Origin of the sequence: Enterobacter sp. T2 (assembly GCF_010692925.1) — a bacterium.
Classification (GTDB): Bacteria; Pseudomonadota; Gammaproteobacteria; order Enterobacterales; family Enterobacteriaceae; genus Enterobacter; species Enterobacter kobei.
Genome location: NZ_CP048736.1, coordinates 742,697 through 753,737, shown reverse-complemented (window position 1 = coordinate 753,737; position 11,041 = coordinate 742,697). Strand labels below are relative to the sequence as shown.

General features: G+C 57.0%; 11 protein-coding genes and 1 riboswitch. Of the genes, 6 read left to right on the top strand and 5 right to left on the bottom strand.

The features are described 5' to 3' along the window. Nucleotides 1-2 precede the first annotated feature (2 nt). Nucleotides 3-1,403 (top strand): 3-isopropylmalate dehydratase large subunit, encoded by a 1,401-nt coding sequence (gene leuC / locus G0034_RS03570; protein WP_014882532.1) that lies wholly within the window; start codon nucleotides 3-5, stop codon nucleotides 1,401-1,403. Nucleotides 1,404-1,413: 10 nt separating this feature from the next. Beyond that, nucleotides 1,414-2,019 (top strand): 3-isopropylmalate dehydratase small subunit, encoded by a 606-nt coding sequence (gene leuD / locus G0034_RS03565; protein ID WP_014882531.1) that lies wholly within the window; start codon nucleotides 1,414-1,416, stop codon nucleotides 2,017-2,019. A 92-nt stretch (nucleotides 2,020-2,111) separates the two neighbouring features. On the opposite strand, the gene G0034_RS03560 is transcribed toward leuD, so the two are convergent. The 3 genes from G0034_RS03560 to sgrT all read right to left on the bottom strand — a co-directional run bounded on the left by G0034_RS03560 (nucleotide 2,112) and on the right by sgrT (nucleotide 3,933). Beyond that, nucleotides 2,112-2,264: a Hok/Gef family protein gene (locus tag G0034_RS03560; protein WP_010427008.1), complete on the bottom strand. Its 153-nt coding sequence runs from the start codon at nucleotides 2,262-2,264 to the stop codon at nucleotides 2,112-2,114. 217 nt (nucleotides 2,265-2,481) lie between these two features. After that, on the bottom strand, nucleotides 2,482-3,660 hold the full coding sequence (locus G0034_RS03555) for a sugar efflux transporter (RefSeq protein WP_179120520.1): 1,179 nt from the start codon (nucleotides 3,658-3,660) through the stop codon (nucleotides 2,482-2,484). A gap of 120 nt (nucleotides 3,661-3,780) precedes the next feature. Further along, nucleotides 3,781-3,933 (bottom strand): glucose uptake inhibitor SgrT, encoded by a 153-nt coding sequence (gene sgrT / locus G0034_RS03550; protein ID WP_014882529.1) that lies wholly within the window; start codon nucleotides 3,931-3,933, stop codon nucleotides 3,781-3,783. An 88-nt stretch (nucleotides 3,934-4,021) separates the two neighbouring features. Between sgrT and sgrR the strand changes: the two genes are divergently transcribed. The 4 genes from sgrR to thiQ all read left to right on the top strand — a co-directional run bounded on the left by sgrR (nucleotide 4,022) and on the right by thiQ (nucleotide 9,100). Further along, a complete protein-coding gene (gene sgrR, locus G0034_RS03545) occupies nucleotides 4,022-5,677 on the top strand; it encodes an HTH-type transcriptional regulator SgrR (protein WP_179120519.1) in 1,656 nt (551 codons plus the stop codon). 36 nt (nucleotides 5,678-5,713) lie between these two features. Beyond that, nucleotides 5,714-5,814, top strand: a riboswitch (TPP riboswitch). Nucleotides 5,815-5,845: 31 nt separating this feature from the next. Beyond that, on the top strand, nucleotides 5,846-6,829 hold the full coding sequence (gene thiB / locus G0034_RS03540) for a thiamine ABC transporter substrate binding subunit (RefSeq protein WP_047344030.1): 984 nt from the start codon (nucleotides 5,846-5,848) through the stop codon (nucleotides 6,827-6,829). Further along, on the top strand, nucleotides 6,805-8,415 hold the full coding sequence (thiP, locus tag G0034_RS03535; protein WP_045134563.1) for a thiamine/thiamine pyrophosphate ABC transporter permease ThiP: 1,611 nt from the start codon (nucleotides 6,805-6,807) through the stop codon (nucleotides 8,413-8,415). The genes thiB and thiP overlap by 25 nt, the downstream gene beginning before the upstream one ends. Next, nucleotides 8,399-9,100, top strand: coding sequence for a thiamine ABC transporter ATP-binding protein ThiQ (thiQ, locus tag G0034_RS03530; RefSeq protein WP_045134562.1), 702 nt, complete (start codon nucleotides 8,399-8,401; stop codon nucleotides 9,098-9,100). The genes thiP and thiQ overlap by 17 nt, the downstream gene beginning before the upstream one ends. Before the next feature lie 42 nt (nucleotides 9,101-9,142). On the opposite strand, the gene G0034_RS03525 is transcribed toward thiQ, so the two are convergent. Further along, entirely contained in the window at nucleotides 9,143-9,910 is a 768-nt protein-coding gene (locus G0034_RS03525; RefSeq protein WP_014882517.1) for a DedA family protein, read from the bottom strand. Between the two features lie 128 nt (nucleotides 9,911-10,038). Beyond that, on the bottom strand, nucleotides 10,039-10,884 hold the full coding sequence (gene araC, locus G0034_RS03520) for an arabinose operon transcriptional regulator AraC (RefSeq protein ID WP_014882516.1): 846 nt from the start codon (nucleotides 10,882-10,884) through the stop codon (nucleotides 10,039-10,041). Nucleotides 10,885-11,041: the final 157 nt, after the last annotated feature.

Sequence of the window (11,041 nt, the reverse complement as noted above, 5' to 3'; positions counted from 1 at the left end):
TCATGGCCAAAACCTTATATGAAAAGTTGTTTGATGCACACGTTGTCTACGAGGCGCCAAACGAAACCCCACTGCTGTATATCGACCGTCATCTGGTACACGAAGTGACCTCCCCACAGGCATTTGACGGCCTGCGTGCGCACAAGCGTCCCGTGCGTCAGCCGGGAAAAACCTTCGCGACGATGGATCATAACGTTTCCACTCAGACCAAAGACATCAATGCGTCGGGTGAGATGGCACGTATCCAGATGCAGGAACTGATCAAGAACTGCAACGAATTTGGCGTGGAGTTGTACGATCTGAACCACCCTTATCAGGGCATCGTCCACGTGATGGGGCCGGAGCAAGGGATTACCCTGCCGGGCATGACCATCGTCTGCGGTGACTCTCATACCGCAACGCACGGCGCGTTTGGCGCGCTGGCGTTTGGTATCGGTACGTCTGAAGTGGAACATGTTCTGGCGACGCAGACCCTGAAACAGGGCCGCGCCAAAACCATGAAGATTGAAGTGAAAGGTAAAGCCGCACCGGGGATCACGGCGAAAGACATCGTGCTGGCTATCATCGGCAAAACCGGCAGCGCAGGCGGTACCGGTCACGTAGTGGAATTTTGCGGCGACGCTATTCAGGCGCTGAGCATGGAAGGTCGTATGACCCTGTGCAACATGGCCATTGAGATGGGCGCCAAAGCAGGCCTGGTGGCACCAGACGAAACGACCTTCAACTATGTGAAAGGTCGTCTGCACGCGCCAAAAGGCCAGGATTTTGACGATGCGGTCGCGTACTGGAAAACCCTGAAAACCGACGACGGGGCAACCTTTGACACCGTTGTCACGCTGCAGGCAGAAGAGATTGCGCCTCAGGTGACCTGGGGCACCAACCCGGGTCAGGTGATTTCCGTTAACGACAGCATTCCTGACCCGGCCTCCTTTGCCGATCCGGTCGAGCGTGCCAGTGCGGAGAAAGCGCTGGCCTATATGGGACTGAAGCCCGGCGTGCCGTTGACCGACGTGACCATTGATAAAGTCTTCATTGGATCCTGTACCAACTCCCGTATCGAAGATTTACGTGCTGCTGCAGAGATTGCTAAAGGCCGCAAAGTTGCGCCGGGCGTGCAGGCGCTGGTGGTTCCCGGTTCCGGTCCGGTGAAGGCTCAGGCAGAAGCGGAAGGGCTGGATAAGATCTTTATCGAAGCAGGTTTTGAGTGGCGTTTGCCGGGATGCTCCATGTGTCTGGCCATGAACAACGACCGTCTGAATCCAGGCGAACGTTGTGCTTCCACCAGCAACCGTAACTTTGAAGGCCGTCAGGGCCGCGGTGGGCGTACCCATCTGGTCAGCCCGGCAATGGCCGCCGCTGCAGCCGTTACCGGCCATTTCGCCGACATTCGCAGCCTGAAATAAGGAGACAATCATGGCAGAGAAATTTACCCAACACACAGGCCGGGTTGTCCCCCTGGATGCCGCTAACGTCGATACTGACGCCATCATTCCTAAGCAGTTTTTGCAGAAAGTGACCCGCACCGGTTTTGGTGCACACCTGTTCAACGACTGGCGTTTCCTGGATGACAAAGGCGAAGTGCCTAATCCAGAATTTGTGCTGAACTTCCCGGAATACACAGGCGCGTCCATTCTGCTGGCGCGGGAAAACTTTGGCTGCGGTTCTTCGCGTGAACATGCTCCCTGGGCGCTCACCGATTACGGCTTTAAGGTGGTTATCGCCCCGAGCTTCGCGGATATCTTCTACGGTAACAGCTTCAACAACCAGCTGCTGCCGGTGACGCTGAGTGACGAACAGGTTGATGAGCTGTTTGCGCTGGTTAAGGCGAATCCGGGCATGGCGTTTGAAGTGGATCTGGAAGCGGAAGTGGTTAAAGCGGGTGAGAAGACCTACAGCTTCAGCATTGATGCATTCCGCCGTCACTGCATGCTGAACGGTCTGGACAGCATTGGTCTGACGCTCCAGCATGAAGACGCCATCTCAGCGTACGAGAAAAAACAGCCTGCTTTTATGGGCTAAAGGCAATGGCCCGCGAAAAGCGGGCCATTGATAAGGGTGCGTTGAGGCTCAACCACTCTGGAGAGGCGGGGAAACCTTCCCCGCCAATACCGCTAACGTTTTGCTTCGTAAGCCAACACTGCTGCCAGCTCTGTTTTCTCCTGTCTGAAATGCAATTCACATAGCGAATCACGCACCATCCAGGTGAAGATCAATAGCGTCGTACAGATCAGAAACAAACCTAACAGCAGAGTACGTTTTGGCATTCCAGCCTCCTTATTGCTTTTCGGCAATGAAGAGACTAACCTCGCAATGTGTGTTGTGAAGTTGGTCTCCCCATCAGTTTTATTGATGTGGGACTCTCCACTGTTTGCCTCTTGCGAAAGCCTGAGGCAAACAGCCTCAAGCACCCGCCACGCACTCTATGCGCCTTCCCTTCATCTGTCAGAAAGTCGTTTCATTTCGTGAAGCCGCCTTCCAGAATCAAACATCCTTAACCCGGCATGTCAGCCCAAGCGTGATGACCGAAATCGCGGCAATCATCCAGTAAACCGAGGCATGTCCGTAGCTCTGCGCCAGCACTCCCTGAATCACCCCCGCCAGAATGACGCCTGTCGAAATGCTGTTGGTGAAAAGCGTGGTCGCCGAGCCAGCGCGTCCCGGCATTAAGTCCTGGAACCAGAGCATGCCGATCCCGGCCACGATCCCGATGAATATGGCATTGAACAGCTGCAGCGCCAGCAGTGCTTCGCGCGAATGGAAGAAGATCAGCCCAAGATAGAACAACACCCCGGCGGCAACCGCAACCACCATCATTTTGCGTTTACCGAAGCGCTTTACGTAATACCCTGCCAGAATCATCGCCGGAATCTCCAGCCCGGCAGCCGTTCCCATTAAGATCCCGGCGAGCTTGTCCGGCAGACCGAGATCGCTGCTGATCCACAGTGGCATATCAATGATGTACATGGTATTGCAGGTCCACATCAGCGTGGAGGCGATAAACAGCATACGGACGTTTTTGTCCTGCCAGCCGCTCACTTGCGTAATCGGCTTATCCGTCGTCTGTTCGACGCGCGCCACAGACGGTAGCACGAAGGCAATCAGCGCCAGGCTGATGGCAAAAATGGCCGCGGCAATGGAGAACATGGCGGTAAAACCGTAGTTCAACGCCAGCATGAAGGCCAGCGGCGGGCCGATGACCCATGCAAGTGAAAGCTGAGCACGCATCACCGAGCTGAACATCACCACTTCCCGCGCGGAGTTATCCGCGTATTCTCGGGCCAGGGCGAAAAGCTGCGGCATGGCGGTATTCGCCAGCGATGCCAGCAGGACACCGCAGGTAATGAGCGTCAGGTAATGGCGATTGAACGCAAAGAGTAGCGCGTTGCCCACGGCCATGGCGCAGCAAAAGAGGATCAGCTTGCGGCGATCGCCCTGGCTGTCCGATCGTTTCGCCAGCGCGAGGCTGACCAGGATCCCGGCAATGGCGTTAACGGTGTAAAACAGGCCGACCCAAAACGGCTGCGCCCCCACCTCGCGGCTGAGGAACAGGCTCAACGTCGGCGCCTGCAACGCCCCCGCCACGCCCATCATAAAGGCTACCAGCATAAAAGCGGCATATACGCCATTCAGGCGGCGCCCCATCGTCATCAACCACAGCATACGCAAGTCCTTGTGAAAGCGAATCGAAATTGGGTGAAAGAATAAACGAAAAAAGCCAGCAAAAACATTTTGCTGGCGGGTGATAAACACCAATACTCAGTCACACATGATCGAGGCGAGTTAGCGGGAAGAAGTCGGTTTCGTAACGTCCCACTGCATCAGTTCTTCTAACATTTTCAGCCGCTGCTCTGCACACCGGCGGGCCAGCCAGGACGCTCCTTTTGTCGCTGAAAAGTACTGCTGATAAAACTGACGTGCGGTAGACCTCTTCATAATTTACCTCCTCACTTCATCGGGGAGAATTATTGGCCTAATATAGGGATAAATAAATTGCTGGTTTTTTGTCAGGAGTTCCCCTTTTATGCCTTCTGGTCGTCTGCAACAACAATTTATCCGCCTCTGGCAGTGCTGCGAGGGGCAATCGCAGGAGACCACGCTCAACGAGCTGGCTGACCTGCTCAATTGTTCGCGCCGTCATATGCGCACGCTGCTTAACACCATGCAGCAGCAGGGCTGGTTAAGCTGGGAAGCGGAGGCAGGACGCGGGAAGCGCTCACGTTTGACCTTTCTCTATACCGGTCTGGCGTTGCAGCAGCAGCGCGCGGAGGATCTGCTGGAGCAGGATCGCATCGACCAGCTGGTGCAGCTGGTGGGCGACAAAGCCGCCGTGCGCCAGATGCTGGTCTCACATCTTGGACGTAGCTTTCGTCAGGGCCGCCACATTCTGCGGGTGCTCTACTACCGTCCGATGAAAAATCTGTTACCCGGCACGGCGTTACGGCGTTCTGAAACCCACATGGCCCGGCAGATTTTCAGCGGCCTGACGCGGATAAATGAGGAAAATGGGGAACTGGAAGCGGATATCGCGCATCACTGGCAGCAACTTTCCCCGTGCCACTGGCGCTTCTTCTTACGCCCCGGCATCCACTTTCACCACGGTCGCGAACTGGACATGCGCGACGTCATCGCCTCTCTGGAACGTGCCCGCAAGCTACCGCTTTATTCACACATTTCCCGCGTCCATTCCCCGACGGCATGGACGCTGGATATTGAGCTGTCGCAGCAGGACAAATGGCTTCCCTGGCTGCTGGGCTATGTGCCGTCGATGATTTTGCCCGCCGAGTGGGAGTCGCTGAACAATTTCGCCAACCTGCCGATTGGCACCGGCCCCTACTCCGTGTCCCGCAATAACAACAACCAGCTGAAAATTCGCGCGTTTGATGACTACTTTGGCTATCGGGCACTGATCGACGAGGTGAACGTCTGGGTATTACCGGATCTCAATGAAGATCTCAGTTGCGGGCTGACGCTGGAAGGCCCCACCACGGGAGAAAAAGCGGTGGAGAGTCGTCTGGAGGAGGGATGCTACTACCTGCTGTTTGATAGCCGCACCCACCGCGGGGCAAACCAGGCCGTTCGTCAGTGGGTCAGCCACGTGCTGTCCCCCTCCAATCTGATCTACCATGCGGAAGAGCAGTACCAGACATACTGGTTCCCGGCGTACGGCCTGCTTCCGCGCTGGCACCACGCCCGCCCGGCGCACTGCGACAGACCTGCCGGGCTGGAGTCCATCACCCTGACCTACTACCGCGAGCACGTGGAGCATCGTTTTATCGCCGGGATCATGGCCAGGCTGCTGGCAGCCGAAGGCGTGACGCTGGAGATCAAAGAAGTGGACTATGACGAATGGCACCGGGGGGAGATCGTCAGTGATATCTGGCTAAACAGCGCCAACTTCACCCTGCCGCTCGATTTCTCGCTCTTTTCTCATCTGTATGAGATCCCGCTGATCCAGCACTGTATCAACCGTGACTGGCAGCAGGACGCTGCCCAGTGGCGCGCTGGCGACATGAATCTTGCCGTGTGGTGCCAGCAATTGCTGGCTGAACAGGCGATTGTACCTCTGATACACCACTGGCTGATGATCCAGGGTCAACGCAGTATGCGCGGTCTGCGGATGAACACCCTGGGCTGGTTTGATTTCAAATCAGCCTGGTTTGCGCCGCCGGAGCCATAACGCTTTCGTAATATTCACCAAATCATTACAATAGCGCCGTTCTCAACGGGGTGCTGCATCACAGATGTGCGCTGAGATAATACCCGTCGAACCTGATCCGGATAACGCCGGCGAAGGGATTTGAGGCTGTCTCTCAAAATCCTTTGCCACTCAACCCTGAGGTGCAAAGTGTTAAAAAAAGTTCTTCCTCTGCTGGCGCTGTTTGCGCTGCCTGCGTTCGCGAAGCCCGTCCTGACGGTCTATACCTACGACTCGTTCTCTGCCGACTGGGGCCCTGGCCCGGTAGTCAAAAAAGCCTTTGAAGCTGACTGTAATTGCGAGCTGAAATTCGTGGCGCTGGAAGATGGCGTGTCGCTGCTTAACCGTCTGCGTATGGAAGGGAAAAACAGCAAAGCCGACGTGGTGCTCGGGCTGGATAACAACCTGCTGGAAGCCGCCACGCAAACCAAACTGTTTGCCAAAAGCGGCGTAGCGGCAGAGGCCGTCAACGTGCCGGGCGGCTGGAACAACGACACCTTTGTGCCGTTCGACTACGGCTACTTTGCTTTCGTCTATGACAAAAACAAGCTGAAAAATCCGCCGAAGAGCCTGAAGGAGCTGGTGGAGAGCGACCAGAAATGGCGCGTGATTTATGAAGATCCGCGTACCAGCACGCCAGGCCTGGGACTGCTGCTGTGGATGCAGAAGGTCTACGGGGAGAACGCGCCGCAAGCGTGGCAGAAGCTGGCCGCCAAAACCGTCACTGTGACCAAAGGCTGGAGTGAAGCGTATGGTTTGTTCCTGAAAGGCGAAAGCGATCTGGTGCTCAGCTACACCACCTCGCCGGCTTACCACATTATCGCCGAGAAGAAAGACAACTACGCCGCCGCGAATTTTGCCGAAGGGCATTATCTGCAGGTGGAGGTTGCCGCGCGTACCGCTGCCAGCAAACAGCCGGAACTCGCCGAGAAGTTCCTGAAATTTATGGTTTCTCCGGCGTTCCAGAATGCCATTCCTGCGGGCAACTGGATGTATCCCGTCACCCACGTTGCACTGCCAGCCGGTTTCGACCAGTTAACCAAACCACAAACGTCGCTGGAGTTTACGCCGCAGCAGGTGGCCGCGCAGCGAGCAGCATGGGTAAGTGAATGGCAACGCGCCGTCAGCCGTTAATTCCCGGCTGGTTACTTCCCGGACTGCTCGCCGCCATGCTGATGGTGGTAGTCAGTCTGGGAGCATTCCTTGCGTTGTGGTTCAACGCGCCGGAGAGCGATCTGCTCGCGCTCTGGCGCGATAGCTATCTCTGGCACGTCATTCGTTTCTCCTTCTGGCAGGCGTTTCTTTCTGCCCTGCTGTCAGCGCTCCCGGCTATTTTTCTTGCGCGGGCTCTGTATCGTCGGCATTTCCCCGGAAGAGTAGTCCTGCTGCGCCTGTGCGCCATGACGCTGATCCTGCCCGTGCTGGTCGCGGTATTTGGTATCCTGAGCGTTTACGGTCGACAGGGCTGGCTGGCGTTGCTGTTTGCCCGGTTTGGTCTGGAATGGACCTTCTCGCCATACGGCCTGCAGGGCATTCTGCTGGCGCACGTGTTTTTCAATATGCCGATGGCAACGCGCCTCTTTTTGCAGGCACTGGAGAATATTCCTGGCGAACAACGCCAGATTGCCGCTCAGCTTGGCATGCGTGGATGGTCGTTTTTCCGCTTTGTCGAATGGCCTTGGTTAAGACGTCAGATTGCCCCGGTTGCCGCGCTGATCTTTATGCTCTGCTTCGCCAGCTTCGCCACCGTGCTTTCTCTCGGCGGCGGGCCACAGGCGACCACCATTGAGCTGGCGATTTATCAGGCCTTAAGTTACGACTACGAGCCGGGCCGCGCCGCGCTTCTGGCGATCGTGCAGATGGCGTGCTGTCTGGTGCTGGTGCTGCTGAGCCAGCGCCTGAGCAAAGCGATTCCCCCGGGCAGCAATAGCCTCTCGGGCTGGCGCGATCCGCAGGATAGCCTGCACAGCCGCGTCTCCGATTTTATCCTGATCGTGCTGGCACTCCTGCTTCTGTTGCCACCGCTGCTGGCCGTTATCGTTGATGGCCTGAACAGGAATGTGGTGTCAGTACTGCAACAGCCCGTGCTGTGGCAAGCGACGTGGACCTCGGTACGCATTGCGCTGGCAGCCGGAGCGCTATGCGTGATCCTGACCATGATGTTGCTCTGGAGCAGCCGTGAGCTCTACGCGCGTCATGCCCGTAATGCCGGACAAGCGCTGGAGCTAACGGGCATGCTGATCCTGGCGATGCCGGGCATTGTGCTGGCGACCGGTTTCTTTCTGCTGTTCAACACCACCGTCGGCCTGCCGGAAAGCGCCGACGGCATCGTCATTTTTACCAATGCCTTAATGGCCATCCCCTACGCGCTGAAAGTACTGGAAAATCCTATGCGGGATGTCAACAGCCGCTACAGCGTCCTGTGTCAGTCCCTTGGGATAACCGGCTGGCGGCGGTTAAAGGTGGTGGAACTTCGCGCCCTGAAACGACCGCTCGCTCAGGCGCTGGCCTTCGCCTGCGTACTCTCCATCGGGGATTTTGGCGTGGTAGCCCTTTTCGGCAATGACGATTTCCGCACGCTGCCGTTCTGGCTTTATCAGCAGATTGGCTCCTACCGCAGCCAGGACGGGGCCGTCACGGCGCTGCTGCTGCTTCTGCTGTGCTTTGGACTCTTTACCGTTATCGAAAAACTTCCGGGGCGTGATGTTAAAACTGACTGATGTAACCTGGCTTTACCAGCATCTGCCGATGCGCTTCACGCTCTCCGTGCGTCAGGGAGAGATTATTGCGGTGCTTGGCCCAAGCGGTGCGGGAAAAAGCACGCTGCTCAATTTGGTTGCGGGGTTTCTGCAGCCGGCAAGCGGATCGATAATCATTGAAAATCGGGACCATACCCATACGCCGCCTGCAAAACGTCCTGTCTCCATGCTGTTTCAGGAAAACAACCTGTTTACCCACCTGACGGTGCGGCAAAACATCGCGCTGGGGATGCATCCGGGACTCAAGCTGAACGTCCCCCAGCGCCAGAAGCTGGAGGTCATTGCCGCTCAGATGGGGATCGCGGAATTTCTCGACAGGCTGCCCGGCGAGCTTTCCGGCGGCCAGCGTCAGCGCGTGGCGCTTGCCCGTTGTCTGGTCCGCGAACAGCCGATACTGCTGCTGGATGAACCGTTCTCTGCGCTCGACCCGGCGCTGCGCCAGGAGATGCTGACGCTTGTGCAGGACGTCTGTCAGCGCCAGCAGCTGACGATGCTGATGGTTTCGCACAGCATCGAAGATGCCGCACGGATTGCCCCCAGATCGGTGGTCATTGCCGAAGGACGAATTGTGTGGGATGGGATGACAGAAGAACTTCTGAAGGGTAACGCTACCGCGTCGTCGCTGCTGGGCATCAGCGCAGTCTGATGCCATCACTCTGGCCCTCTCCCACAGGGAGAGGGAAACCCATTAACGGCTCACCACCTTCAACAGGATTTCACCGTACACCGGCATCAGAGGATGGCGAATCAGTGCGACCAGCGCCACCACCGCAACGCCCAGCATCAGGGGGGCCAGCCACAAAAGACGAGTGCGCGGAAGATAGCGTGTCAGGCGATCGACACTGGCTTTCGCACTGCGCCATAACCGCCAGCACAGCCACGCAGCCAGCCACAGCAGCACCGCCGTTGCCAGCAACAGCCACTTAAACTCACCGCTTTGCATGCCGTCAGGAATATCGATGGCCGCACCGGCCAGGATCCCCGGCAGGAAGTAGAACGGCGGCCAGAAGACGCAGCCGATGATGTTCGGCACCACAAACTTTGCAACGGGCAGATCCAGCATTCCGGCAACCATCGGCACCAGAGGACGCGTGGGTCCCACAAAGCGGCCGACGAGAATAGTAAACATGCTGTGCTGATGCAGCGCATGCTCGGTTTTATCCAGCAGCGCTTTGTTCTTTTTCATGAACGACCAGCGGTGCAGCGGCTTCTTAAAGCGCCAGCCCAGCCAGAAGGAGATCCAGTCGCCCAGCAGGCAGCCGATTATCCCGGCCAGCCACGCCTGCCAGAAATTGACCTCGCCGCTGCCAATCAGCGCGCCAAGACCCGCCATCATCACGGTGCCGGGCAGGATTAACCCCACGAGCGCCAGCGACTCCAGAAAGGCCACCAGCGCCACGGCGATGAGCGAATACATAACGGACTGGGTAATAAAGTGTTCCAGCAATGCCTGCATAACTATTCCGGTCAGAAAACGAATCAGCGATTCTGCTTAGCGCCCCGCACTGCGTCAAGGCAACAATTGTCTGAATAGTTTACAGGTAGCTTTCTGCGTTCACCTGTTTGTTTATCTTTTTTTACCGTTTATTCACATCCCGCGCGGAATTCACTCGGGCTGGCACCGGTGCATTTTTTAAAGACGCGAGAAAAATAGAGCTGATCTTCAAAGCCAACGTTACGCCCCACGGTGGCAATCGGCATCCGGGTGGTGCTGAGCAACAGTTTCGCCTGGCTGATACGCTGATCCTCACGCCAGCTCAGGACGCTGACGCCAAGCTGCTGGCGAAACAGATGTGACAGCCGTGACGGCGACAGACACACATGCTGGGCGACGCTGGCAATATCGAACTGACTGTCGGCGAGATGGTCGCTGATGTACTGGCAGGCGTCGCGCACACGGTTATCCAGCGGAGGATTAAGCGACTCGTTAATGGCCTCCATCCGTCGCAGCAGCAGTTGTTCAAGCAGGTTTATCGCCAGCAGTTCAGCGTAGCGACCACCAGCCTGCCCCGCGTCAATAATCTGCGCGAACAGCTCACGGAACTGCGCCAGATGCACTTCATCCGGGCGATAAAAACCGGTGTGCGCAAAAATAGCCGGCCAGGTAAGCCACTCCTGCCAGTAGGCGCGCGGACGGAAATAGACCCACTGGTGATACCACTCTTTGGCATCCGGATGACGGCCATAGTGGTGGATCTCCCCCGGCGGGAACAGCAGGATATCGCCGGGGCGGCAGACGAACTGCTGGTCGCCATTCTTGATGATCCCCTCTCCGCGCACGGTCAGGTTGAGGATATACCCTTTCATCCCGAGCGGTCGGTCGACGTAAAAATCGAGATATCCCTCAGCCTCGATAGGGGTCAGCCCTGCCACAAGGTGCGCGTTAAACGAGTATCCCGGCAACAAGGGATCGTTTTGCGTTTCGGCCATAGATTCAGTTCTCCCAACGGTCCTGAAGGAAACCAATTGTCCATATCACTAAAAGCAGGTCAAAAATGGTCTGCGTAAAGATCCAGAAAGCATCACGCCTCTTTTACGTCCGCCATGTTTCAGCCTTTCCCCCTGATTTCTCCGCCAGAGGAGGCAG

Coding starts and splice junctions, on each gene's coding strand:
- thiQ (WP_045134562.1), top strand. CDS start 8,399: ATGTTAAAACTGACTGATGTAACCTGGCTTTACCAGCATCTGCCGATG.
- G0034_RS03555 (WP_179120520.1), bottom strand. CDS start 3,660: ATGCTGTGGTTGATGACGATGGGGCGCCGCCTGAATGGCGTATATGCC.
- sgrT (WP_014882529.1), bottom strand. CDS start 3,933: ATGAAGAGGTCTACCGCACGTCAGTTTTATCAGCAGTACTTTTCAGCG.
- G0034_RS03525 (WP_014882517.1), bottom strand. CDS start 9,910: ATGCAGGCATTGCTGGAACACTTTATTACCCAGTCCGTTATGTATTCG.
- araC (WP_014882516.1), bottom strand. CDS start 10,884: ATGGCCGAAACGCAAAACGATCCCTTGTTGCCGGGATACTCGTTTAAC.
- leuD (WP_014882531.1), top strand. CDS start 1,414: ATGGCAGAGAAATTTACCCAACACACAGGCCGGGTTGTCCCCCTGGAT.
- G0034_RS03560 (WP_010427008.1), bottom strand. CDS start 2,264: ATGCCAAAACGTACTCTGCTGTTAGGTTTGTTTCTGATCTGTACGACG.
- leuC (WP_014882532.1), top strand. CDS start 3: ATGGCCAAAACCTTATATGAAAAGTTGTTTGATGCACACGTTGTCTAC.
- thiP (WP_045134563.1), top strand. CDS start 6,805: ATGGCAACGCGCCGTCAGCCGTTAATTCCCGGCTGGTTACTTCCCGGA.
- sgrR (WP_179120519.1), top strand. CDS start 4,022: ATGCCTTCTGGTCGTCTGCAACAACAATTTATCCGCCTCTGGCAGTGC.